Consider the following 25,161-nt stretch of genomic DNA (forward strand, 5'->3'; position numbering starts at 1 on the left):
GGCTGCCTGCCCTGAGACGCTGACGCTGCCGGCGACTGCGGGGCCGTCGGCGGCTGCCCGCCCTGAGACGCTGACGCTGCCGGCGACTGCGGGGCCGTCGGCGGCTGCCCGCCCTGAGACGCTGACGCTGCCGCCGAGTACGGGGCCGTCGGCGGCTGCCCGCCCTGAGACGCTGGCACTGCCGCCGAGTACGGGGCCGTCGGCGGCTGCCCGCCCTGAGGCGCTGGCACTGCCGCCGAGTACGGGGCCGTCGGCGGCTGCCCGCCCTGAGGCGCTGGCACTGCTGGCGAATACGGGGCCATCGGCGGCTGCCTGCCCCGAGGCGCTGGCATTGCCGGCGAATACGGGGCCATCGGCGGCTGGTCGCGCAGTCCCCGCGCCTCTGGGGTCGGCCGGGCTCAGCTCATGGTCGTCGGCTCGGCCGTCCTCACACTCCGCTTTCCGAGGCCACCCCGGCGATGATCATGATGGCGAGGAAGAAGGCCCACCCGGCGACCGAGAGCCAGCCGAGGATGAGGCCCGCCAGGGCGAAGCCCTCGCCGCCCTCACCGGTGCGCTTGATCTCGGAGCGGGCGGTGTGGCCGAGGATGACGGCCGGGATGCCGGTGAGACCCATGGTCATGGTGGTGAGCACACCGCAGACCATCGCGCCGACGGCCTTGCCGTTGGTGGGCGGAGGCAGGACGGGGGCCGGCATGAACGTTCTCGGGACCATGGGGGGCGCGGTAGGCATGGCGCTCGGCTGCATAGCCGACGGGCCCTGGGGCAGATCGGCGACCAGAAGGGCCAGCTCGCCCACCGTGCGTGCCGTGTAGGCCCGCTCGATGCGCTTCTCATACTCGTCCTGCTGGAGGCGGCCCTCACTGAAACCGGCCCGCAGGACATCCACGGCACGCTCACGATCGGCATGGGCGGCGAGCAGCGACGGACTACTGCCCTGCGCCTGCCACGGCATCGGCTGCCACGACGGGTTCGACACGAGAAACACTCCCCCGGACTGGTTGTGCCTCCATGATGCTCCAACGCACGCCCCCCGGCACAGGTTCCCGGGCGCCGGTTGTGTTTCGTTTCGGCTACCGGTGTCCCGGTTCCGCGACCGATCGGACGATCGTCTTCCGCGACGGGGAGCGTGATGGTGACGCGACGGGGGGACGAGCGTCGGCCAGCGGCCGATTGGCGCCGGTTTCCCGCCCGGCCGTCTCAAGTACGTTGAGTGGTCGCGGAATCGACGGCATCGGTACAGGTGAACGCGGGGGCGAGGGCATGACCGGGGGGCGTACGCGCGCATGGGACGACGACGGGTTCGACGACCGCGTGCCCTTCCTCGCCCGGCTGGAGAAGGAGGACCGCGCGGCCCTGCTGGCCGTGGGCCGGCCCCTGCGCTACCGGGAGCGCGCCGTGCTCATGCACCAGGACGAGCCGTCCACCCATGTGCTGCTCCTCCTGCACGGCTGGACCAAGGTGACGGCCATCGCCGCCAACGGCTACGAGGCGCTGCTCGCCCTGCGCGGCCCCGGCGACATCCTCGGTGAGGGCGCCGCGCTCAGCGGACACCACCGCTCGGCCACGGTGACGGCCCTGGAACCGGTCGACGCGGTCGTCATCGACCAGGCCCGCTTCACCGCGTTCCTCTCGGGCAGCCCCCGGGTGTCCCTGCAACTGCTGGGGCTGGCCACCGACCGTCAGCGGGCGACCGACCGCCGCCGGTTGGAGTGGGCGGCGCTCACCGTACGGGAGCGGCTCGCCGTCCTGCTGCTCGAACTGGTCCGCACCCACGGCAGCCGCACCGACGAGGGCATCGAGCTCACGCTGGGGCTGAGCCAGCAGGAGTTCGCGGGCTCGGTGGGCTCCTCCCGAGAGGCGGTCGCACGCCTGTTGAAGGAACTGCGCGCCAAGCAGGTCGTCATCACCAGACGCCGCCGCATCGTCGTACTCCGCCCCGACGTCCTGCGCCGCATCGTCGGCGAGGGCTCCGCCTGATCCGGTCCCGTCCCGGAGGACCGCCGTGCCGCTCTGTGCACACGGTCACAGTTCGTCCGTGTCATAGGTCCTCGGCGGTGGGGCCGCCGCCCGCGATCGTGCTTGGTGCCCGCCGAAAGGCACCGACTCGCGAGAGGCAGACAGGGACAGATGGCCGACCCCGTATACCGCACGCTCCTGCTCTTCGACATCGAGCAGTTCGGCAGCCGCGACGACGTTGAACAGGCGTTCCTGCGCCGGGTCCTGTACGACGTCGTCGACGCCACGCTCACCGCCGCCGACGTCGACGAGACCGCCTCGCTGCGCGCCGACCGCGGCGACTCGGTCATGGAGCTCATCGACACCCGGGTCTCCGTACCGGCGTTGGTGAAGACCCTCCTCACCGAGACGCCGGCGCTCCTGCACAGCAAGAACCGCCTGCTCGCGAGCAGCGCGCGGATGCGCCTGCGGATCGTGCTCTCCTCCGGATACGTCGCCGTGGACGAACTCGACGGCTGGGTCGGCTCCGACCTGAACCACGCCGTACGGCTGCTCGACGCCGACCCCTTGCGCGACGCCCTCAAGCAGTCCGAAGCGGGCAGCGTCCTGTGCGTGTCCGAGGGCGTCTACCAGGGCGTCGTGCGCCACGGCCCGCTGGGTGTGCGCCCGGACGACTTCCACCGCATCACCGTCGACACGAAGGAGGGGCCGACGGTCGCCTGGCTGCACGGCGGGCCGGCCTCGGGGACGGCGGGCCCCGCCGCGGAGGCACCGCCGGCAGCGACGCCGCCCGCTCCTCCCGCTCACCACACGCATATCTCCGGCAACCAGTACGGCGTGACCGGCGGCACCGTCCACGGCGGCCTCCACTTCGGCCTGCCCGACGGGGGTGAGCGCCGTTGAGCCAGGAGAGGGGCGCGAGCGCCGGCTCGGCGCAGGCGGGCGAACAGTCGAAGGACGAGAACGGGAAACAGGAGGAGTCGCCCCAGGCCCCCGAGCAACGTCAGAAGGCCTGGGAGGCCCGCCAGGACCTGGTCAGGCACACCGCCCGGGCGTTCGCCTCGACGCTGGTCGACGGGGACCAGTTCGGGCAGACGGGCGGCCATCACTACGGTGACACGATCTTCAATTTCGGGGGCCGCGCCGAGACGCTCCACCGGGACTCGGGGCCGATCCCGCAGTCGGACGTCGACGAGGTGCGGGCCGTCTTCCGGGAGGGGCCCCGCTTCGGCGAGGCGCTCGCCCGGCTGCGCGCCGAACGCGTCGTGATCCTGACCGGCGGGCATGCGACGGGACGCCGGTCCGCCGCCATGATGCTGCTGGCCCGGCTCGGCGTCGCCCAGCTGCGCGACCTCGATCCGCACACCACCCCCGCCGCCCTGCGCGACGAGCTGGAGCGCGCCGACGGATACGTCCTGTGCAACTGGGCCACCAGCCGCCACCGCCCTCTGCGGGCGCCGTTCCTGTCGGGCCTGCGCGAGCAGTTGGAGCGTGTCGGCGGCCATCTGGTCATCACGGTCGAGCCGTCCGCCGTGACGGACGTGCCGGCCGTGCGCTGGGAGCCGCCCTCGACCGAGGACACGCTGCACTCGCACGTGACCCACGCCGTCGGCCAGGCGCCCTGGACGAGGCTGAGCGGACTGCCGTACGTCAAGGAGTTCCTGGAGCGCGAGCATCCCCCGCAGGAGACCGCCCAGTTCGCGGAGCGCCTGGTGGCCCTGCACCGGGGGGAGATCGACGAACAGGACCTCGCCGCCCACGGCGAGGCCGCGGCGGAGGCCCAGATCGAACGGTGGCTCACCGGCGAGACACCGAAACTGCTCGACAAGGCGTTCCTCGTCTCGCTCGCCGTGTTCGACGACGCCCCCTACGCGGTGGCCGCCGAGCTCGGCGACCGTCTCTACACGTTGCTGCAGAAGATCGAGGATCCACTGGAACCGGTACGGATCCCCGTCTTCGGCAAGTCCCGCGCCGACCGGCTCCAACTGGCCCGGGCCGACGGATACGTCCAGACCGAAGCCACCGAGTGGGGTGTGGTCGGCCATTTCGTCGCCCGGTTCCAGGACGAGCGGATCGCCCGGCTCCTTCTCCACGAGGTGTGGAACCTCCACCCCTCGGCGCGCCCGGCGCTCGTGGGCTGGATCCGGCAGCTGGCCAAGGACGGACGTCCGCTCGTCCGCACCAGAGCGGCCGGCGCCGCCGCCCTGCTCGCCCAGGCCGACTTCCCCTCCGCGATGGCCCACCTCATCGAACCCTGGGCCGACTCGAACAGCTTCAACGCCTGGCTCACCGCCGCGAACGCCCTCACTCTGGCCGTACTCCTGGAGGTCCCCCCGGCCTTCGATGTCCTGCACGCCTGGTGCACGGGCGATCACCACAGCCGCCGGTGGACGGCCATCCGTGCCTACGGTCTGCTGGGCACCGCCCACCACGAGATCACCCTGGGGGCCCTGCTCGACGCCGTACGCCGGCCCGTCGAGGACGAGGACGCGGACGAGGAGAAGAAGGAGAAGGACAGGAGGGAGGAGAACAAGCAGTTCGCGGATGCCCTGGAACTGCTCCTGCTCACCGTGCAGGGCCCGGTGCTCCACGCCCTCGCCGAGCGTCTCGCCCCCCAGGGCCCGGCCCAGGACCGCGTCGTACGGGCCCATGCGCTCCGCGCCTTCGTCCAGGCGTGCGACCAGTACGAGGAGAACGGCGACCGGCCCATCGTGCTCGACTGGTACGTCAGAGCGCTGGCCGCCGGTGAAGCGGCGGACGTCGAGCGCCTGACCGCCTTCTGGACCGCCGTGCTCGGCGACCAGGAGCTGACCGCGCGTGCGCTGCGGGTTCTGCGCGGCTGGGTGCTGACAGCCGACCGGGACCGCCCGTCGGAGGCCGCGCTCGGGTCGCTGCTCCCCGCTCTGGCTGCCACCCCGGCCAACCGCCAGCGCGTCACTCATCTCCTCCGCACCGTGCGCAGCTCTGACGACACCGTCCCGGCGGTGGCGGAACCGCTGCTCTCAGCCGTCCTCGCCGCCTGACACCCACCCGGAGTACCCCATGGAAGACCCACAGGTCCAGCCGTCCGACGAACCCGACTGGCTCGCAGAGGACGCCCCTCCCACGGCCTCTCGCCCCGACCCCGTCATCAAGGTCTGGCAACTGCCCCGTCTGCGCCTCGGCGGCCGGCGGTTCACCGGGCGGATCGACAACGCCCTGGTCTTCGTGACCCGCAAGGGCTCGTACGAGACCTTCCTGCCCCCGGCCCGGCCCACGACCGTCCGCCGCTACGTCGCCCTGTACGAGGTGAACACCGATCCGCACTCCTTCCAACTGCGGGAACACCTGCCCAGCGACGTCGACAGCTTCGAGTTCGACCTCGTTGCCGACATCACCTGGCGGGTCACCGACCCCGCCCGCTTCGTCGCCAGTCAGGAACGTGACGTACCGGGCCTCCTGACCCGCGAACTCGTCCCCCTGATGCGCGCCGCGAGCCGGGGCCACGCCATCGGGGAGAGCTCCCGCGCCGAACGGGCCGTACAGCGGGCGCTGAACGAGGCCGCGCCTCTCGGTGCCGACCAGGGGCTGCGCGCCACCGTCACCGTGCGCCTGCGCCGCGATGTCACCGAACGCAGCCACCAGGAAAGGCTGCGCCTCGCACGCCACGAGGCGGAGGCGGCGCTGCCCGAGCACGCGGTCTCCGTCCAGCGGCTGCGACACGAGGCCCGCATCAGGTCCGAGAAGATCAAGTTCTATGAGGACTGCCTGGCCGGAGGCGACACCGCCGCGCTGGCCCTGCATCTGACGGAGCACCCCGAGGACACCCAGCTCGTCCTGAAACAGCTCGGCGAGGAGCGCAGGGAGCTCTTCGAGACCCAGCGCCATCTGATCGACCGTGTGCTCGACAAGGACGGGCTGGAGAGCTACCAGATGGAGGAGCCCCGCCAGCTCACGGCCCGGTGGATGACGACCGTGCTCAAGTCGGGCGCCGCCCCCGAGGACGAGATCCCCGAGGCCCCGGCATGAACGCCGGGCCCGCTCAGGTGCCCGCCCCTGAACTGCAGGCCGGCCTGCAGTTGCTCGCCGACCTCCGGGCGGAGATCGCCCGCGCCGACACCAAGGCCTCCGTCCTGGTCGGGGCCCTCGGCATCACGGCCGGGCTGCTCGGCGGACAAGGCCGAGGACCGGCCGCGCATTCGCCGGCCGCCACCGTCCTGTGGTGGGTGGGCGCGGCCTCCCTCTTCGCCGCGCTGTTCGCCCTGCTCCTCGCTGTCCTCCCCCGCTACCGCCGAAGCAGCTGGGAGCCCGGCCGGCCCCTCACCTACTTCGGGGACGTACAGCGCGCGGCCCGCTCCGGCGGGCTCCCCGCGGCCGTGGCGGTAACCGGACGCGAGCCCGCCGTCGCCCTCTTCTCCGCACTGGCCGAGACCAGCCGGATCGTGGCCCGCAAACACCTCTGGATCCGTACCGGTCTGATCGCCTTCGGATGCGCGGCGGTCCTGCTGCCCGCCTCCGCCCTCATGGCCTGAGCATGCCCCTCCCAGGCCCGCCGCCGCGCCCCACGGGCCGGCCCCGCCGCCCGCCGGAACCACACGGCCACCCACCCCCGACAAGGAGCGCCATGTCCGCCCCTCACAGCTTCGAGAGCCGCCGAAAACCTCCCGACCCGGACCCCGCCCACGGCCCCGGTGCTGACCTGAGGCCCCCAGCGGGCCGTATCCACATATCGGCCCGGCACCGAGGCGTCGACGTCACCACGCTCGGCACGCTGGCGATCCAGCTGCCGCACCTGCTGACCAGCCTGGCCGTGGTCTTCGCGGTCTCGTACGCCGTCGACGCCCTGTTCGGGCCGCCCTGGTGGATTCCGGTCGGCTGCTGGGCGGCGAGCGGCTCACTGGCCTTCCACCGGCCCTGCGAACGCCTCCTGGCCCGCTGGCTGTACCGGCTGCGCCACCCCACACCGGAGGAGGCCAGGAAGCTGACCGCGGTGTGGCGGAAGGTCACCACCCGGGCCGGCATCGACCCGGACGCCTACCAGCTGTGGGTCGAGGACAGCGACGACGTCAACGCCATGGCGGCCGCCGGGCACATCGTCGGCGTCACCAGCCACTCCCTCAGGTCCCTGACGCCCGCCCAGCTCGCCGGAGTGCTCGCGCACGAGCTGGGTCACCACGTGGGAGGGCACGCCTGGGCCTCCCTGATCGCCTTCTGGTACGCCCTGCCGGCCAGGCTCACCTGGCGCCTGCTCCGATGGCTGGCCGCACAGGTCGACCGCCTCTCCGTGGGCACCGCCGCCGTGGTGATCGGCGTGCTGGGCGCCGCCCTGTTCGCCCTGGCGACCGCCACCTACGGCCTGGTCTTCCTTCCCCTGGCCACGCCCTACCTCGTCGCCGCGCTGTCCCGCCGCTCGGAACTCCGGGCCGACGAACACGCGGCCGGACTCGGCTTCGCCCCGCAGCTGATGGCCGTGTTGCGCGAGGACCTCGCCCATGAGGAGGCCGCCCGGGTGGGCGCAGCGGCCATGGGCGTCCGCGTCGAGGAGGAGGGAGTGATCGCCCGGCTCCTCGCCTCGCACCCCGACATCCACACCCGGCTCCACCGCCTGCAGATCCATCAGGACAACGGGCGCTGACCCACCCGGCCCGGACAACGCCGAAGGGCGCCCACCCCGCATGAAGCGGAGTGGGCGCCCCTCAGTGGACGTACGCCTTACTGGTTGTACGGACCGTAGTCGTAGTCCTCCAGCGGAACGGCCTGGCCGGAGCCCGTGCCGAACGGCGAGTAGTCGATGTCGTCGTAGCCGACGGCCGAGTACATCGCGGCCTTGGCCTCCTCGGTCGGCTCGACCCGGATGTTGCGGTAGCGGGACAGACCCGTACCGGCCGGGATGAGCTTACCGATGATGACGTTCTCCTTGAGGCCGATCAGCGAGTCGGACTTGGCGTTGATCGCCGCGTCCGTGAGGACTCGCGTCGTCTCCTGGAAGGACGCCGCCGACAGCCAGGACTCCGTGGCCAGCGAGGCCTTGGTGATACCCATGAGCTGCGGACGACCGGAGGCCGGGTGACCGCCCTCCTGGACCACACGACGGTTCTCCTGCTCGAAGCGGGAGCGCTCGACCAGCTCGCCGGGCAGCAGCTCGGCGTCGCCGGACTCGATGATCGTCACACGGCGGAGCATCTGCCGGATGATGATCTCGATGTGCTTGTCGTGGATCGACACACCCTGCGAGTTGTACACCTTCTGGACCTCGCCGACCAGGTGGACCTGGACGGCACGCTGACCCAGGATGCGCAGCACGTCGTGCGGGTTGGTGGCACCCACGGTGAGCTTCTGGCCCACCTCGACGTGCTCGCCCTCGCTGACCAGGAGTCGGGCGCGCTTCGAGATCGGGTAGGCCGTCTCGTCGCTGCCGTCGTCCGGCGTAATGACGATCTTCTTGGTCTTCTCGGTCTCCTCGATGCGGACGCGACCGGCCGCCTCGGAGATCGGGGCGACACCCTTCGGGGTACGGGCCTCGAAGAGCTCGACGACACGCGGCAGACCCTGCGTGATGTCGTCACCGGCCACACCACCGGTGTGGAAGGTACGCATCGTCAGCTGGGTACCGGGCTCACCGATGGACTGGGCGGCGATGATGCCGACCGCCTCACCGATGTCGACCAGCTTGCCGGTGGCCAGGGAGCGGCCGTAGCACATGGCGCACGTGCCGACCTTGGACTCACAGGTCAGGATCGAGCGGGTCTTGACCTCCTCGACACCGTGGTGCACGAGCTGGTCGATGAGCACGTCGCCGAGGTCCACGTTGGCCGGCGCGATCACCTTGCCGTCGATGACGACGTCCTCGGCGAGCATGCGGGCGTAGACGCTGGTCTCGACGTCGTCGGCCTTGCGCAGGACACCGGTCTCGTCCTTCGAGGCGATCCGCAGCTTCAGACCGCGCTCGGTGCCACAGTCCTCCTCGCGGATGATGACGTCCTGCGAGACGTCCACCAGACGACGGGTCAGGTAACCCGAGTCGGCGGTACGCAGGGCGGTGTCGGCCAGACCCTTACGGGCACCGTGCGTGGAGATGAAGTACTCCAGCACGGACAGGCCCTCACGGAACGAGGCCTTGATGGGACGCGGGATCGTCTCGTTCTTCGCGTTCGACACAAGACCACGCATACCGGCGATCTGACGCATCTGCATCATGTTGCCTCGTGCACCCGAGTTCACCATCATGAAGATCGGGTTGGTCTTCGGGAAGTTGTCGTTCATCGCCTCGGCGACCTCGTTGGTCGCCTTGGTCCAGATCGCGATGAGCTCCTGCGTGCGCTCGTCCTTGGTGATCAGACCGCGCTCGTACTGCTTCTGGACCTTCTCGTCCTGTGCCTCGTACCCGCGGACGATCTCCTTCTTCGCCTCGGGGACGACGACGTCGGAGATGGCCACGGTGACACCGGAACGGGTCGCCCAGTAGAAGCCGGCCGCCTTCAGGTTGTCGAGCGTCGCCGCCACGATGACCTTGGGGTAGCGCTCGGCGAGGTCGTTGACGATCTCGGAGAGCTGCTTCTTGCCGACCTCGTAGTCGACGAACGGGTAGTCCTCGGGCAGCAGCTCGTTGAAGAGCGCGCGGCCCAGCGTGGTCTTCAGGGTGAAGGTGTCACCCTGCTGCCACTCCGGCTCGCCCTCCTCGCGCGCCGGCGGGGTCCAGCCGCGCGGCGGGATGGTGCCCACCGGGAAGCGGATGTCCACGCGCGACTGCAGCGAGAGCTCGCCGGCGTCGAACGCCATGATCGCCTCGGCCACGGAGGAGAAGGAGCGGTCCTCGCCCTTCACGTTCCGCATCTCGCCGTCGGTGGTGAGGAAGAACAGACCGAGGACCATGTCCTGGGTCGGCATCGTCACCGGACGGCCGTCGGCCGGCTTGAGGATGTTGTTCGAGGACAGCATCAGGATGCGGGCCTCGGCCTGCGCCTCCGCGGACAGCGGCAGGTGCACGGCCATCTGGTCACCGTCGAAGTCCGCGTTGAACGCGGTGCAGACGAGCGGGTGGATCTGGATGGCCTTGCCCTCGACCAGCTGCGGCTCGAAGGCCTGGATGCCGAGGCGGTGCAGGGTGGGAGCACGGTTCAGCAGAACCGGGTGCTCGGCGATGACCTCTTCGAGGACGTCGTACACGACCGTGCGGCCGCGCTCCACCATGCGCTTGGCGCTCTTGATGTTCTGCGCGTGGTTCAGGTCGACCAGGCGCTTCATCACGAACGGCTTGAACAGCTCCAGCGCCATCGCCTTCGGCAGACCGCACTGGTGCAGCTTCAGCTGCGGACCGACGACGATCACGGAACGCGCGGAGTAGTCCACACGCTTGCCGAGCAGGTTCTGACGGAATCGACCCTGCTTGCCCTTCAGCATGTCGCTGAGGGACTTCAGCGGGCGGTTACCGGGACCGGTGACCGGGCGACCACGACGACCGTTGTCGAAGAGGGCGTCAACAGCCTCCTGAAGCATGCGCTTCTCGTTGTTGACGATGATCTCCGGAGCGCCCAGGTCGAGCAGGCGCTTCAGACGGTTGTTGCGGTTGATGACACGGCGGTACAGGTCGTTCAGGTCGGAGGTCGCGAAGCGGCCACCGTCCAGCTGCACCATCGGGCGAAGGTCCGGCGGGATGACCGGCACGCAGTCGAGCACCATGCCCTTGGGGCTGTTGCTGGTCTGCAGGAACGCGGAGACGACCTTGAGGCGCTTGAGCGCACGGGTCTTCTTCTGGCCCTTGCCGGTGCGGATGATCTCGCGGAGGCGCTCGGCCTCCTCGTCGAGGTCGAAGGACTCCAGGCGCTTCTGCAGCGCAGCGGCACCCATCGAACCGTCGAAGTACGTGCCGAAGCGGTCACGCAGCTCACGGTAGAGGAGCTCGTCGCCCTCCAGGTCCTGGACCTTGAGGTTCTTGAACCGGGTCCACACCTCGTCGAGACGGTCGATCTCGCGCTGCGAACGGTCGCGCAGCTGCTTCATCTCACGCTCGGCGCCCTCGCGCACCTTGCGGCGCACGTCGGCCTTGGCGCCCTCGGCCTCCAGCTCGGCCAGGTCGGTCTCGAGCTTCTTGGCGCGGGCCTCCAGGTCGGCGTCCCGGCGGTTCTCGATCTGCTGCCGCTCGACGGAGACGTGCGCCTCCAGGGAGGGCAGGTCACGCGTGCGGCGCTCCTCGTCGACGTACGTGATCATGTACGCCGCGAAGTAGATGACCTTCTCCAGGTCCTTCGGGGCGAGGTCGAGCAGGTAGCCCAGCCGCGACGGAACGCCCTTGAAGTACCAGATGTGGGTGACGGGAGCGGCCAGCTCGATGTGGCCCATCCGCTCACGACGCACCTTGGCGCGGGTCACCTCGACGCCGCAGCGCTCACAGATGATGCCCTTGAAGCGGACGCGCTTGTACTTGCCGCAGTAGCACTCCCAGTCCCGGGTCGGACCGAAGATCTTCTCGCAGAAGAGTCCGTCCTTTTCGGGCTTCAGGGTGCGGTAGTTGATGGTCTCGGGCTTCTTGACCTCGCCGTGGCTCCACTGACGGATGTCGTCAGCGGTGGCCAGACCGATCCGGAGCTCGTCGAAGAAGTTGACGTCGAGCACTATGCGTCAATCCCTCTCAGGGTTGTAAGTCTTTGGTCTGAAACGGGGGTCCTGGGGCCGGCCGGGCTCTTCACGAGCCCGGCCGAACTCCCGTCAGACCTCTTCGACGCTGCTCGGCTCGCGCCGGGACAGGTCGATGCCGAGCTCCTCCGCAGCGCGGAAGACGTCCTCGTCGGTGTCACGCATCTCGATGGACATACCGTCGCTGGACAGCACCTCCACGTTCAGGCAGAGAGACTGCATCTCCTTGATGAGCACCTTGAAGGACTCGGGGATGCCGGGCTCGGGGATGTTCTCGCCCTTGACGATGGCCTCGTAGACCTTCACGCGGCCGGTGACGTCGTCGGACTTGATGGTCAGCAGCTCCTGGAGGGCGTAGGCGGCGCCGTAAGCCTCCAGCGCCCACACCTCCATCTCACCGAAGCGCTGGCCACCGAACTGCGCCTTACCACCCAGCGGCTGCTGGGTGATCATCGAGTACGGGCCGGTCGAGCGGGCGTGCAGCTTGTCGTCGACCAGGTGGTGCAGCTTGAGGATGTACATGTAGCCGACCGAGATCGGGTCCGGGAACGGCTCACCGCTGCGGCCGTCGAACAGCCGCGCCTTGCCGGACGGGAGCACCATGCGCTCGCCGTCGCGGTTCGGGATGGTGTGCTGCAGCAGACCCGCCAGCTCGTCCTCACGGGCACCGTCGAAGACCGGGGTGGCGACGTTGGTGCCGGGGGCGACACTGTCGGCGCCGATGGCCTGCAGACGCTGGGCCCACTCGTCGGCGAGACCGGAGACGTCCCAGCCGCGGCTGGCGAGCCAGCCGAGGTGGATCTCCAGGACCTGTCCCGGGTTCATTCGGGACGGCACACCGAGCGGGTTGAGGATGATGTCGACCGGGGTCCCGTCCTCGAGGAACGGCATGTCCTCGATGGGCAGGATCTTGGAGATGACACCCTTGTTGCCGTGGCGGCCGGCGAGCTTGTCACCGTCGGTGATCTTGCGCTTCTGCGCGACGTAGACGCGCACCAGCTGGTTGACACCGGGGGGAAGCTCGTCGCCCTCCTCGCGGTCGAAGACGCGGACGCCGATGACCTTGCCGGTCTCGCCGTGCGGCACCTTCAGCGAGGTGTCACGGACCTCACGGGCCTTCTCACCGAAGATCGCGCGGAGCAGGCGCTCCTCGGGCGTCAGCTCGGTCTCACCCTTCGGGGTGACCTTGCCGACGAGGATGTCACCGGCGATGACCTCGGCACCGATGCGGATGATGCCGCGCTCGTCGAGGTCGGCGAGGACCTCCTCGGAGACGTTCGGGATGTCCCGGGTGATCTCCTCCGGGCCGAGCTTGGTGTCACGGGCGTCGACCTCGTGCTCCTCGATGTGGATCGAGGAGAGGACGTCGTCCTGCACGAGGCGCTGCGACAGGATGATCGCGTCCTCGTAGTTGTGACCCTCCCACGGCATGAACGCCACGAGCAGGTTCTTGCCGAGCGCCATCTCACCGTTCTCGGTGGCGGGACCGTCGGCGAGGACCTGGCCCTCGACGACGCGGTCGCCCTCGTGGACGATGACCTTCTGGTTGACCGAGGTGCCCTGGTTGGAGCGGGCGAACTTGGCCAGGCGGTACGTGATGTACGTGCCGTCGTCGTTGGCGGTGGTGATGTAGTCCGCGGAGACCTCCTGGACCACACCGGCCTTCTCGGCCTTGACCACGTCGCCGGCGTCGACGGCGGAGCGGTACTCCATGCCGGTGCCGACGAGCGGGGACTCCGCCTTGATGAGCGGAACGGCCTGGCGCATCATGTTCGCGCCCATGAGGGCACGGTTGGCGTCGTCGTGCTCGAGGAACGGGATCATGGCGGTCGCGACCGACACCATCTGGCGCGGCGAGACGTCCATGTAGTCCACGTCGTCACCGGCGACGTAGTCGACCTCGCCGCCACGACGGCGGACGAGCACGCGGTTCTCGGCGAAGCGGAGGTCGTCCGTCAGCGTGGCGTTGGCCTGCGCGATGACGAACCGGTCCTCTTCGTCGGCCGTGAGGTAGTCGACCTCGTCGGTGACCTGGCCGTCGACGACCTTGCGGTACGGCGTCTCCACGAAACCGAACGCGTTGACGCGACCGTAGGAGGCGAGCGAGCCGATCAGACCGATGTTCGGGCCTTCAGGGGTCTCGATCGGGCACATACGGCCGTAGTGCGACGGGTGCACGTCACGAACCTCGAAGCCGGCCCGCTCACGCGACAGACCACCGGGACCCAGCGCCGAGAGACGACGCTTGTGCGTCAGCCCCGACAGCGGGTTGTTCTGGTCCATGAACTGCGAGAGCTGGCTGGTGCCGAAGAACTCCTTGATGGAGGCGACGACCGGCCGGATGTTGATCAGGGTCTGCGGCGTGATCGCCTCGACGTCCTGCGTCGTCATGCGCTCGCGGACGACACGCTCCATACGCGCCAGACCCGTACGGACCTGGTTCTGGATGAGCTCGCCGACGCTGCGCAGACGACGGTTGCCGAAGTGGTCGATGTCGTCGGTCTCGACGACGATCGTGCCGCCGCTGTCGCCGACCGTCTCGGTCTCGCCCGCGTGCAGCTTCACCAGGTACTTGATCGTCGAGATGATGTCCTCGACGGTCAGGATGCCCGCGTCGAGCGGGGCGTCCGCACCCAGCTTCTTGTTGACCTTGTAGCGGCCGACCTTCGCGAGGTCGTAGCGCTTGGGGTTGAAGTACAGGTTCTCCAGCAGCGTCTGCGCGGCCTCACGCGTGGGGGGCTCGCCCGGGCGCAGCTTGCGGTAGATGTCGAGCAGCGCGTCGTCCTGGCCCTGGGTGTGGTCCTTCTCCAGGGTGGCGCGCATGGACTCGTACTCGCCGAACTCCTCCAGGATCTGCTCGGTGGTCCAACCGAGGGCCTTGAGGAGGACGGTCACGGACTGCTTGCGCTTGCGGTCGATACGCACACCGACCATGTCGCGCTTGTCGATCTCCATCTCCAGCCAGGCACCCCGGGAGGGGATGATCTTGGCGGAGAAGATGTCCTTGTCGGACGTCTTGTCGATGGAGGAGTCGAAGTAGACACCGGGCGAACGGACGAGCTGCGACACCACGACACGCTCGGTGCCGTTGATGACGAAGGTGCCCTTGTTCGTCATGAGCGGGAAGTCGCCCATGAAGACCGTCTGGGACTTGATCTCACCGGTCTCGTTGTTGGTGAACTCGGCCGTGACGAAGAGCGGGGCCGCGTACGTGAAGTCGCGCTCCTTGCACTCGTCGATGCTGTTCTTCGGCGGCTCGAAGCGGTGGTCGCGGAAGGTCAGCGACATCGACCCGGAGAAGTCCTCGATCGGGGAGATCTCCTCGAAGATCTCCTCCAGGCCGGACTTGGTGGGGACGTCCTGTCCGTTCTCCAGAGCCTCCTCGACCCGACTCTGCCAAGCGGTGTTGCCGAGCAGCCAGTCGAAGCTCTCGGTCTGCAGCGCGAGCAGGTTGGGAACCTCGAGAGGCTCCTTGATCTTTGCAAAGGAGATGCGCAGCGGGGCGGTGCTGGCGCCGTTGTTCGTATTCGCGGTCGAGGCGTTGCGCGAGGCGGCCAAGAGGGGGTCCTTCCGAGGGCTCGGACTCACTACGCGCGTACCGGCCCCTCTCCTGCGCAAAGCGAACAGGCTGTTCCTGAACTGACAGGTAGGGCCAGGTCAGGAATGGTCTCTTCGTCGATGCTCAAGCGAGGGCATGCCCCTGGTGACGGGCAGGGGACAGCTAACAGGCAGCGCAAAGGGTCAGTGTAGCCACTTGGCACACTGATGTCCAGTGCGGGTTTTTCGAGACCCTCGTTGTTCTCGACACCTGCGCAAGCCCACGCCCTCAATGCACGTTGATACTGCCCTCTTCGTCGTCGATCCATGCCTCGGAGTTCGGATCGGTGTGACGACGCGTCCTGAGAATTGCGCGCTGCGTGCGGTTCGTCAAGGCCCCTCATACCCGATCCGCATGCCGCGATCGTCACTCGCGACCCGTCACCCAGGGCGCTCGGAGGCACAACGAAGATCACCATACTCGTCGCCACCGACAGTGCAAGGCAGCCGTCACTCGACGCTCGGAACGCCGAAGGGCGACCACCCAGTTGGGTGATCGCCCTTCGGTACGTTCGCGTTACAGATTCGAACGAGTTTTTGCCACTCGTCTCAGAACTGCGCCGCACGGGCCCTCGCGGACCCGGAGAGCTGGCGGACCAGCGAGGCCTTACTTGACCTCGACGGAGGCGCCGGCGCCCTCGAGGGACTCCTTGGCCTTGTCCGCGGCCTCCTTGTTGACCTTCTCCAGAACCGGCTTCGGCGCACCGTCGACCAGGTCCTTGGCCTCCTTCAGGCCGAGGGAGGTCAGCTCGCGGACGACCTTGATGACCTGGATCTTCTTGTCGCCGGCACCGGTGAGGATGACGTCGAACTCGTCCTTCTCCTCGACGGCCTCGGCACCACCGGCGGCACCGCCGGCAGCCGGGGCGGCGACGACGGCCGCGGCGGCGGCGGTGACGTCGAACTTCTCCTCGAACGCCTTCACGAACTCGGAAAGCTGGATGAGGGTCATGTTCTCGAACTCGGCGAGCAGTTCTTCCTGGGTGAGAGCCACGATGGCTTTCCTTCCACTAATTCGGCTGGTGCCGGGATGTACATGTCTGGCGGGCGTACGTTCGGCCCGCTACGACCACTGCCTGTGGCTCAGCGCCTCAGACCGCGGCCATTTCGCGAGCCGAGTTACTCGGCACCGCCCTGCTCGTCCTGCTTGGCGCGAAGCGCGTCCACGGTGCGGACGAGCTTCGTCGGGAGCGCCTGGAGGAGCTGAGCAGTCTGCGTCTGCTTGCCCTTCAGGGCGCCCGCCAGCTTGGCGAGCAGAACCTCGCGGGACTCGAGGTCCGCAAGCTTCTTGATCTCGTCGGCGGACAGCGCCTTGCCGTCAAGGACACCGCCCTTGATGACGAGGTTCGGGTTGTCCTTGGCGAAGTCACGAAGACCCTTCGCCGACTCCACCGGGTCACCGGTGACGAAGGCGACCGCCGTCGGACCGTTGAACAGGTCGTCGAGCGTCGTGATCCCGGCCTCGTTGGCCGCAATCTTGGTCAGCGTGTTCTTCACCACGGCGTACTGGGCGTTCTCACCGAGCGAACGACGCAGCGTCTTGAGCTGCGCCACGGTGAGACCCCGGTACTCGGTCAGCACGGCGGCACTCGAGCTACGGAACTGCTCCGTGAGCTCGGCCACCGCGGCAGCCTTGTCGGGCCTTGCCATAGAGCGTCGGCCTCCTTCCGGGTGATGAGGACCGCTCGGAAGGGGCTGCGTCAAAACGAAACGCCCCGGCGCAGGCGCACGGGGCGTAGCTCAACCGAATGAATTCCGTTGGAGACGGAACTGATCCAGGAGCAACTTCCACAGTCACCTGCGCGGGTCGTCCGCAGTCAGCGGATCCTTCGGCCACCGAGCCCTCTAACGAGCACACGGCAACGACCAGCGGTCTTTGGCTTCCCCGGAAGAGTACGGGACCGCATCGCCGTCAAGCAAATCCGCTCCCGGGCCGTGATCAGCCCGCTTGCGCCCTGTCCGCCAGCGCGCCGACGTCCACCGTGTCGTCGGCCGCCGGAGGCTCGACGGTCACCGACGGGTTGACGTCCAGGAAGGTGACGGTCATGTCGAGCGGCCCGGTGTCGACCCAGCGCCCCTCGGCGTCCAGTGCGTTGGTCCGCCCCCGCATCCTGAACTGCTTGGCCCGGCCGTCCTCGTCCACCCACAGATCCATGGTGAGCGCGCTCCTGACCTTCAGCCCCAGGGCCATGAACTGGTCGAAGCTGTCCGTCCGGAGCTTGTGCGCCTTCTTGCCCTTGGCCGCCCCCTGGTACTTCCGCAGCCCCTTGCTCGTGACCCTGCCCCGGTAGTGGGTGGTCGGCGTGCCGTCCACCGTCTCGGAGCCGGCGTCCCGGATGTCCTCGGCACCGCTCAGGATCGTGGACTGGACGAGCGGGCTGCCCTCCAGCTGGCGGGGCATGATCCGATAGGTCTGGTTGTAGGCGGAGCCGCGGCCCCACACGGCCGGCTCGGCCTTGAGCCAGTGCTTCCCGCCCGCGTCCTCGAGGGCGGCCGTGTCCCCCTCGGTGTACATGGCCCCGCCGGCGAACCGGATCTGCAAGGGCTGGTCCTCGGTCGCGCCCAACCCGGTGATATTCATGCGCATGACATTCGGGCGCACGCCCATGGCCGCCTCGGCCCGCACCTTGCCGTGTCCTGGCAGAGTGCCGGTCACCCGGTACCGCAGCGAGGTGAGCCCCACCGTCGTCTCCGCCGCCCGGGACACCGCCTGGACGGGCGTCAGATTCGATTCGGCCGCCGTGTCCGACTCCGTGCCGCAGCCGCTGCTACCGCCGAGCATCGCGGCGGCGACAGCCGTCGCCGCCGCGGCTCTGCGCCGCCGTACGGAGCCGGCCGTGGAAAACCTCATGTGTCCCCCTGTTACCTCGCGCCCCACGCGTGGGGGCCGAGGGGGACACTAACGCGGCCGGAAGCCGGCTGTCCTCGGGTTTCAGGCGGTCGGCAGGGCGCTCATCAGGTCGACGACGTTCTGGAACCGGTCCTCCCGGGGGGTGTCTGCCCGCCCACAGGGCGAGGAAGGCGGCCGTATGCCGAAAGGGGAAGAGCCCCGCACCTCGAAAAGGTGCGGGGCTCGTCCGTGCTACGCGTGCGCGACGCGGCTGCCTGGTGAGCGGTGGGCTCAGACGGCGGCCGGGTCCTCCTCGACGAGGAGGTTGCGGGTGCGGTTCGGGTCGATCGGGATGCCGGGGCCCATCGTGGTGCTGATGGCGGCCTTCTTGATGTAGCGACCCTTGGCGGCGGACGGCTTGAGACGCGTGATCTCTTCCAGGGCCGCCGCGTAGTTCTCCACCAGCTTGTCGTCCTCGAAGGACGTCTTGCCGATGATGAAGTGCAGGTTCGAGTGCTTGTCGACGCGGAACTCGATCTTGCCACCCTTGATCTCGGTGACAGCCTTGGTGACGTCCGGGGTCACGGTGCCGGTCTTGGGGTTCGGCATGAGACCACGGGGACCGAGCACACGGCCGAGGCGGCCGACCTTGCCCATGAGGTCCGGGGTGGCGACGACGGCGTCGAAGTCCAGACGGCCCTTCGACACCTCGTCGATGAGCTCGTCGGCGCCGACGATGTCGGCGCCCGCGGCACGAGCGGCCTCGGCACGGTCACCGGTCGCGAAGACCAGGACCCGGGCGGTCTTACCGGTGCCGTGCGGGAGGTTCACGGTGCCACGGACCATCTGGTCGGCCTTACGAGGGTCGACACCCAGACGGAAGGCGACCTCGACGGTGCCGTCGAACTTGGTCGTGGAGGTCTCCTTGGCGAGACGGACGGCCTCGAGCGGGGCGTACAGCTTCTCCCGGTCGACCTTGGCGTCCGCAGCGCGGAGAGCCTTGCTGCGCTTGCTCACAACTGCTCCTGTGTGTTCTGAAAGGAGTCGTGGTACGGGCCGAGCAGGCCCTGCCACGTGCGGCCGCCTTCACGGCGCCCGCTTGGTTCTACGAAGGTGCTACGAGGCTGAGATCAGCCCTCGACCGTGATGCCCATGGAACGGGCGGTGCCGGCGATGATCTTCGACGCGGCGTCCAGGTCGTTGGCGTTCAGGTCGGGCAGCTTGGTCTGGGCGATCTCGCGGACCTGCGCCTCGGTGATCTTGGCGACCTTGGTCTTGTGGGGCTCGCCGGAGCCCTTCTCGACACCAGCGGCCTTGAGGATCATCTTCGCGGCCGGCGGGGTCTTGGTGATGAAGGTGAAGGAGCGGTCCTCGTAGACCGTGATCTCCACCGGGATCACCCAGCCACGCTGCGACTCGGTCGCCGCGTTGTAGGCCTTGCAGAACTCCATGATGTTGACGCCGTGCTGACCGAGCGCGGGGCCGACCGGCGGGGCCGGGTTCGCCGCACCGGCGTTGATCTGGAGCTTGATAAGCCCCGTGACCTTCTTCTTCTTGGGAGGCATAGCTCTCCGGGTCCTTTCGATTCGAGTGCGCCCTCATCCGGTTCGCGGCCAGATGAAGGCATACCGCACAACGATAACGGGTATAGATGCGCGGCCAAAAACGAGCAGGTCAGGCGGGCCCAGGAGGACCCGACCTGACCTGGCGCTTTCGAGCTCTGTCAGTTCTTCTGGATCTGGTCGAAGGAAAGCTCGACCGGGGTCTCGCGGCCGAAGATCTCCACCAGGCCCTTGACCTTCTTGGAGTCGGCGTTGATCTCGTTGATCGTCGCCTGCAGCGTGGCGAACGGGCCGTCGGTGACGGTGACCGAGTCGCCGACCTCGAAGTCCAGCACCTGGACCTCAACCTTGCGCTGCGGAGCGGGCTTGCCCTCGGCCTCGGCGGCCTCACGGGCGGCCTTCTCCTCGGCCTCCGGGGCGAGCATCTTGACGATCTCGTCCAGGGTCAGCGGGTACGGGTCGTACGCGTTGCCCACGAAGCCGGTGACGCCGGGGGTGTTGCGGACGACGCCCCAGGACTCGTTCGTCAGGTCCATGCGCACCAGGACGTACCCGGGGAGCTTGTTCTGGCGGATGGTCTTGCGCTCGCCGTTCTTGATCTGCGCGACCTCTTCCTGCGGCACCTCGGCCTGGAAGATGAAGTCCTCGACGTTGAGCGAGACGGCGCGCTGCTCCAGGTTGGTCTTCACGCGGTTCTCGTAACCGGCGTAGGTGTGGATGACGTACCACTCGCCGGGCAGGGTCCGCAGTTCCTCGCGGAGGGCCTCGACCGGGTCGACCGGCTCGGCCTCTTCTTCCTCTTCGGCGGCCTCGGCCTCGTCGTCCACGACGTGCACGGCCTCTTCCTCGGCCGGCTCCCCCGCCTCGGCCTCCGCAGCCTCGAACTCGTCGACCTCGTCCGCTCCCTCGACGATGTCGAGCTCATCATCCACGGACTGGTCCGGCTCGATGGCGTCGTTCAGGTTCGGGTCAGACACTGTGGCTGCTTCTTCCTGGATACAAGGGGTGGAACACGCGAAAGGGGCGCCTGGCACGGCGCCCTTCGCAGTCGGCTCAGCCGAAGACGTACTTGGCGGCCTTGTCGAGTCCGAAGTCAATCACAGTCACCAGACCGATCATGATGACGACGAAGACGATGACCACGGTGGTGTAAGTCGTCAGCTGGGAGCGGGTGGGCCAGACGACCTTCCGCAGCTCCGCGACGATCTGGCGGTAGAAGAGCGCGAGGCGCTTCAGCGGGCCCTTCTTGGCGCGCTTTCCGCCCTTACGGGTCTTCTTCTTCTCCTCGGGCACCTCGTCCTGGGCATCAGGCGTGTCGATGGAGCCCACGGCGTCCGTCATTCATCCTCACCTGATTCCGGTCCGGGTCCGTGGCCGTGCCGCGCCCGGTCTGAGCCGCACGGCGGAACATTGCTGTACGTACATGCGCACACATCCTGGCGTGAGGAGTGTGTAGCAGGGCCGGAGGGACTTGAACCCCCAACCGCTGGTTTTGGAGACCAGTGCTCTACCAATTGAGCTACGACCCTTTGTGGTTCTCCCCCAACGTACCGCATCCGACCGGGTGCTCGGTGTGCACCTGATGGGCGCGGCCGCTGAAGGCCAACGAGGTGAGAGTGTACGTGGTCCGCGGCCCGTCGTCGAACAGAAAGCGTCCGCAGGGGCGTTGCCCGTCGAAGATCGACCGTCGCCCCGTCCGGATACGGACGGTTGTTCCTGTGCTGTTCAGTCTGTGAAACCCGCGTGCCGGGCTCGTTTCCGGTCTGGAACGATGGCCCCATGAGCGCTGCAACCCCTCCCACCGAGCGCCGGGTCTCCGCCCGCATCGGCGCGATCTCCGAGTCCGCGACCCTCGCCGTCGACGCCAAGGCCAAGGCCCTCAAGGCCGCCGGACGTCCGGTGATCGGCTTCGGCGCCGGTGAGCCCGACTTCCCGACGCCCGACTACATCGTCGAGGCGGCCGTCGAGGCCTGCAAGAACCCGAAGTACCACCGCTACACGCCGGCCGGTGGTCTGCCCGAGCTGAAGTCCGCGATCGCCGCGAAGACGCTGCGCGACTCGGGCTACGAGGTCGACCCGTCGCAGATCCTCGTCACCAATGGCGGCAAGCAGGCCATCTACGAGGCGTTCGCCGCGATCCTCGACCCGGGCGACGAGGTGATCGTCCCGGCGCCGTACTGGACGACGTACCCGGAGTCGATCCGCCTGGCCGGCGGTGTCCCGGTCGAGGTCGTCGCCGACGAGACCACCGGGTACCGCGTCTCCGTCGAGCAGTTGGAGGCCGCGCGCACCGAGAAGACGAAGGTCGTCCTCTTCGTCTCCCCGTCCAACCCGACCGGCGCGGTCTACAGCGCCGAGGACGCCGAGGCGATCGGCCGCTGGGCCGTCGAGCACGGCCTGTGGGTGCTGACGGACGAGATCTACGAGCACCTCGTCTACGGGGACGCGACGTTCACCTCGCTGCCCGCGCTCCTGCCCGAGCTGCGCGACAAGTGCATCGTGGTCAACGGCGTCGCCAAGACGTACGCCATGACCGGCTGGCGCGTCGGGTGGATCATCGGCCCGAAGGACGTGGTGAAGGCCGCGACCAACCTCCAGTCGCACGCCACCTCCAACGTGTCCAACGTCGCCCAGGCCGCCGCCCTCGCCGCCGTCTCCGGCGACCTGGACGCCGTGGCGACGATGCGTGAGGCCTTCGACCGGCGCCGCAAGACGATCGTGCGGATGCTCAACGAGATCGAGGGCGTCCTCTGCCCGGAGCCCGAGGGCGCGTTCTACGCCTACCCGTCGGTGAAGGCGCTGATCGGCAAGGAGATCCGGGGCAAGCGGCCGCAGAACACGGTCGAGCTGGCCGCGCTCATCCTGGAGGAGGCCGAGGTGGCGGTCGTGCCGGGCGAGGCCTTCGGCACGCCGGGGTACCTGCGGCTGTCGTACGCGCTGGGTGACGAGGACCTCGTCGAGGGTGTCTCGCGGATCCAGAAGCTGCTGGCCGAGGCGACGGACTGACGGTCCTCCGGCCCATCGGCCCGCCTCTGGGGGCGGGCACCTCCACGAGTTTCGGGAGGTGCCCGCCCCCAGTCGTTTGTGCGAGCAAGACCACGTTCAGGGATTCCGCTACCGGGACGGCGGCGGCGTGCGGCAGGATCGGGCGATGGAGCGTGTACGTGATCTCTCTGAACTGCCGAAGGCCCATCTGCACCTGCACTTCACCGGGTCGATGCGCCCGGGGACCGTTCTGGAACTGGCCGACAAATACGGGGTACGTCTGCCCGACGCGCTGACGGACGCGCTGACCAGCGGGGAGCCGCCGCGGCTGCGGGCCACGGACGAGCGCGGGTGGTTCCGCTTCCAGCGGCTGTACGACGCGGCGCGTTCGTGCCTGCGGGAGCCTGAGGACATTCAGCGGCTGGTGCGGGAGGCCGCCGAGGAGGACGTCAAGGACGGGTCCGGCTGGCTGGAGATCCAGGTGGATCCGACGTCGTACGCCCCTCGGCTGGGCGGGCTGATCCCCGCGCTGGAGATCATCCTGGACGCGGTGGACACGACGGCGCGGGAGACCGGGCTCGGGATGCGGGTGCTGGTCGCCGCGAACCGGATGAAGCACCCGCTGGACGCGCGGACGCTGGCCCGGCTCGCGGTGCGGTACGCGCAACGGGGCGTCGTCGGTTTCGGGCTGTCCAACGACGAGCGGCGCGGAATGGCGCGGGACTTCGACCGGGCGTTCGCGATCGCGCGCGACGGGGGGCTGCTGTCCGCGCCGCACGGGGGTGAGCTGACCGGGCCGTCGTCCGTCCGCGACTGCCTGGACGACCTGCACGCCGACCGGCTGGGGCACGGGGTGCGCGCGGCGGAGGACCCGCGGCTGCTGAAGCGGCTCGCGGACCGGGGCGTCACGTGCGAGGTGTGCCCCGCGTCAAACGTCGCCCTCGGTGTCTATGAGAAGCCGCAGGACGTACCGCTGCGCACGCTCTTCGAGGCCGGAGTGCCGATGGCCCTCGGGGCCGACGACCCGCTGCTGTTCGGCTCCCGTCTCGCGGCGCAGTACGAGATCGCCCGTGCCCACCACGGCTTCACCGACGAGGAGCTGGCCGAGCTGGCCCGGCAGTCGATCCGTGGGTCGGCGGCACCGGAGGAGACGAAGGCGCGGCTGCTGGCCGGGGTGGACGCGTGGCTCGCCTGACCGGCCGGGTGGTGAGGTGTGAGGTCGGGCGAAGTGACGGCAGGCGGGGGAAGCTCCGCTGCGGGCTGACGGCTACAGGCTGACGCCTACCGTCACCGGCTCGTTGACCAGGGTGATACCGAAGGCCTCGTGGACACCGGTGACGACCTCTCGGGCCAGGGTGAGGAGGTCCTCAGTGGTGGCCGTGCCGCGGTTGGTGAGGGCGAGGGTGTGCTTGGTGGAGATGCGGGCCGGGCCGGTGCCATAACCCTTGCTGAAGCCGGCCTTGTCGATGAGCCAGGCCGCGGAGGTCTTGGTGTGGCCGTCGCCCGCGGGGTAGGCGGGCGGGGTGACGTCGTCGCCCAGCCGGGCGCGCACGCGCGCGTGGAAGGCGGCGAACTCGTCGTTCGTGAGGATCGGGTTGGTGAAGAACGAGCCGGCGGACCAGGTGTCGTGGTCCTCGGGGTCGAGCACCATGCCCTTCCCGGCGCGGAGCTTCAGCACGGTCTCGCGGGCGGCGGCGAGGGGGACGCGGTCGCCCGGTTCCACGCCGAGGGCGCGGGCCGTCTCGGCGTACTTGATCGGTCCGGAGAGGCCGTCGGCGTCCTCCAGCTCGAAGCGGACGCGGAGGACGACGTAGCGGTCGGGGTCGCTCTTGAAGCGGCTGTGCCGGTAGGAGAAGGCGCAGTCGGCGTTCGGGAGGGTGACCGTTTCGCGGGTGCGGCGGTCGTAGGCGACGACCTCCGTGATGGTGGAGGAGACCTCCTGGCCGTAGGCGCCGACGTTCTGGATGGGGGTGGCGCCGGCGGAGCCGGGGATTCCGGCGAGGCATTCGATGCCGGCGAGTCCGGCGTCGACGGTGTGGGCGACGGCGTCGGTCCAGACCTCGCCGGCGGCGAGTTCCAGCCGGGTGCCGTCGAGGGTGACGCCCTTGGTGGCGATGACCAGGGCGGTGCCGGCGAAGCCCTTGTCGCCGATGACCAGGTTGGAGCCGCCGCCGATGAGGAGGAGGGGGGTGCCGGTGTCGTCCGCTTCGCGGACGGCGGCGATGACCTCGTCGTCGGTGGTGGCGGTGAGCAGCCGGGCCGCGGGGCCGCCCAGCCGGAAGGTGGTCAGCGGGGCGAGGGGGGCGTCGTGTCGTTCCTGCACGGGCTCAAGAGTACGAGGGCATCGGGGGGTGCGAGGCCGCGGGTGGGTGGGGGATGCCGGCGGCGGCCCGCGGGAGGGGCGGGTGGGGGGATGCCTGCGGCGGCCCCGCGGGAGGGTGCGTGGGGGATGCCTGCGGCGGCCCGCAGGGGTGGGTGGGGGTTCGCGTGCGCTGGGGGGTGCGGGGTGGGTCGGGGGGGGGGGGGGGGGGGGGGGGGGGGGGGGGGGGGGGGGGGGGGGGGGGGGGGGGGGGGGGGGGGGGGGGGGGGGGGAGGGGGAGGGGAGGGGAGGGGTAC

Annotated in this window: 19 protein-coding genes and 1 tRNA gene; 8 read left to right on the plus strand and 12 right to left on the minus strand. The window is 69.2% G+C overall.

What is annotated here, in order from left to right:
• Nucleotides 1–427: 427 nt before the first annotated feature.
• On the minus strand, nucleotides 428–979 hold the full coding sequence (locus tag ACZ43N_RS24645) for a DUF1707 and DUF4190 domain-containing protein (protein ID WP_468100392.1): 552 nt from the start codon (nucleotides 977–979) through the stop codon (nucleotides 428–430).
• A 284-nt stretch (nucleotides 980–1,263) separates the two neighbouring features.
• Here ACZ43N_RS24645 and ACZ43N_RS24650 point away from each other — a divergent pair, with 284 nt between their 5' ends.
• From ACZ43N_RS24650 to ACZ43N_RS24675, 6 genes are all read left to right on the plus strand, one after another.
• Nucleotides 1,264–1,980 (plus strand): Crp/Fnr family transcriptional regulator, encoded by a 717-nt coding sequence (locus ACZ43N_RS24650; RefSeq protein WP_468100393.1) that lies wholly within the window; start codon nucleotides 1,264–1,266, stop codon nucleotides 1,978–1,980.
• 150 nt (nucleotides 1,981–2,130) lie between these two features.
• Nucleotides 2,131–2,862, plus strand: a complete 732-nt coding sequence (locus tag ACZ43N_RS24655) for a hypothetical protein (protein WP_468100394.1) — start codon at nucleotides 2,131–2,133, stop codon at nucleotides 2,860–2,862.
• On the plus strand, nucleotides 2,859–4,982 hold the full coding sequence (locus tag ACZ43N_RS24660; RefSeq protein ID WP_468100395.1) for a hypothetical protein: 2,124 nt from the start codon (nucleotides 2,859–2,861) through the stop codon (nucleotides 4,980–4,982). Before ACZ43N_RS24655 ends, ACZ43N_RS24660 begins: the two co-directional genes overlap by 4 nt.
• Nucleotides 4,983–5,001: 19 nt before the next feature.
• Nucleotides 5,002–5,967 (plus strand): SPFH domain-containing protein, encoded by a 966-nt coding sequence (locus ACZ43N_RS24665; RefSeq protein WP_468100397.1) that lies wholly within the window; start codon nucleotides 5,002–5,004, stop codon nucleotides 5,965–5,967.
• Nucleotides 5,964–6,470: a Pycsar system effector family protein gene (locus tag ACZ43N_RS24670; protein ID WP_468100398.1), complete on the plus strand. Its 507-nt coding sequence runs from the start codon at nucleotides 5,964–5,966 to the stop codon at nucleotides 6,468–6,470. Before ACZ43N_RS24665 ends, ACZ43N_RS24670 begins: the two co-directional genes overlap by 4 nt.
• A gap of 92 nt (nucleotides 6,471–6,562) precedes the next feature.
• Nucleotides 6,563–7,573, plus strand: a complete 1,011-nt coding sequence (locus ACZ43N_RS24675) for a M48 family metalloprotease (protein WP_468100400.1) — start codon at nucleotides 6,563–6,565, stop codon at nucleotides 7,571–7,573.
• 77 nt (nucleotides 7,574–7,650) lie between these two features.
• On the opposite strand, the gene ACZ43N_RS24680 is transcribed toward ACZ43N_RS24675, so the two are convergent.
• From ACZ43N_RS24680 to ACZ43N_RS24725, 10 genes are all read right to left on the minus strand, one after another.
• The gene (locus ACZ43N_RS24680; RefSeq protein ID WP_468100401.1) at nucleotides 7,651–11,550 is read right to left on the minus strand and encodes a DNA-directed RNA polymerase subunit beta'; all 3,900 of its coding nucleotides are present in this window, start codon (nucleotides 11,548–11,550) and stop codon (nucleotides 7,651–7,653) included.
• 93 nt (nucleotides 11,551–11,643) lie between these two features.
• On the minus strand, nucleotides 11,644–15,129 hold the full coding sequence (rpoB, locus tag ACZ43N_RS24685) for a DNA-directed RNA polymerase subunit beta (protein WP_468100402.1): 3,486 nt from the start codon (nucleotides 15,127–15,129) through the stop codon (nucleotides 11,644–11,646).
• 646 nt (nucleotides 15,130–15,775) lie between these two features.
• Nucleotides 15,776–16,165 carry a 50S ribosomal protein L7/L12 gene (rplL, locus tag ACZ43N_RS24690; protein ID WP_468100693.1) on the minus strand — a complete coding sequence of 130 codons (390 nt, stop codon included), beginning with the start codon at nucleotides 16,163–16,165 and terminating at the stop codon, nucleotides 15,776–15,778.
• A 122-nt stretch (nucleotides 16,166–16,287) separates the two neighbouring features.
• On the minus strand, nucleotides 16,288–16,818 hold the full coding sequence (gene rplJ, locus ACZ43N_RS24695; RefSeq protein WP_159771666.1) for a 50S ribosomal protein L10: 531 nt from the start codon (nucleotides 16,816–16,818) through the stop codon (nucleotides 16,288–16,290).
• Nucleotides 16,819–17,107: 289 nt separating this feature from the next.
• Complete coding sequence (locus tag ACZ43N_RS24700) at nucleotides 17,108–18,019, minus strand: SCO4651 family lipoprotein (RefSeq protein WP_468100404.1); 912 nt, start codon at nucleotides 18,017–18,019, stop codon at nucleotides 17,108–17,110.
• 270 nt (nucleotides 18,020–18,289) lie between these two features.
• A complete protein-coding gene (gene rplA / locus ACZ43N_RS24705) occupies nucleotides 18,290–19,015 on the minus strand; it encodes a 50S ribosomal protein L1 (RefSeq protein WP_468100406.1) in 726 nt (241 codons plus the stop codon).
• A 113-nt stretch (nucleotides 19,016–19,128) separates the two neighbouring features.
• On the minus strand, nucleotides 19,129–19,563 hold the full coding sequence (gene rplK, locus ACZ43N_RS24710; protein WP_055515278.1) for a 50S ribosomal protein L11: 435 nt from the start codon (nucleotides 19,561–19,563) through the stop codon (nucleotides 19,129–19,131).
• Nucleotides 19,564–19,721: 158 nt separating this feature from the next.
• A complete protein-coding gene (nusG, locus tag ACZ43N_RS24715; protein ID WP_468100408.1) occupies nucleotides 19,722–20,537 on the minus strand; it encodes a transcription termination/antitermination protein NusG in 816 nt (271 codons plus the stop codon).
• Nucleotides 20,538–20,613: 76 nt separating this feature from the next.
• Nucleotides 20,614–20,901, minus strand: coding sequence for a preprotein translocase subunit SecE (gene secE / locus ACZ43N_RS24720; protein ID WP_468100410.1), 288 nt, complete (start codon nucleotides 20,899–20,901; stop codon nucleotides 20,614–20,616).
• 115 nt (nucleotides 20,902–21,016) lie between these two features.
• A tRNA-Trp gene (locus tag ACZ43N_RS24725) sits at nucleotides 21,017–21,089 on the minus strand.
• A gap of 250 nt (nucleotides 21,090–21,339) precedes the next feature.
• Here ACZ43N_RS24725 and ACZ43N_RS24730 point away from each other — a divergent pair.
• Complete coding sequence (locus ACZ43N_RS24730) at nucleotides 21,340–22,566, plus strand: pyridoxal phosphate-dependent aminotransferase (RefSeq protein WP_468100415.1); 1,227 nt, start codon at nucleotides 21,340–21,342, stop codon at nucleotides 22,564–22,566.
• 145 nt (nucleotides 22,567–22,711) lie between these two features.
• Entirely contained in the window at nucleotides 22,712–23,740 is a 1,029-nt protein-coding gene (locus ACZ43N_RS24735; protein ID WP_468100416.1) for an adenosine deaminase, read from the plus strand.
• Nucleotides 23,741–23,812: 72 nt separating this feature from the next.
• On the opposite strand, the gene ACZ43N_RS24740 is transcribed toward ACZ43N_RS24735, so the two are convergent.
• Nucleotides 23,813–24,868: a UDP-N-acetylmuramate dehydrogenase gene (locus ACZ43N_RS24740; RefSeq protein WP_468100417.1), complete on the minus strand. Its 1,056-nt coding sequence runs from the start codon at nucleotides 24,866–24,868 to the stop codon at nucleotides 23,813–23,815.
• Between the last annotated feature and the right edge of the window lie 293 nt (nucleotides 24,869–25,161).

The sequence above is a fragment of the Streptomyces sp. NPDC030814 genome, from assembly GCF_055572155.1.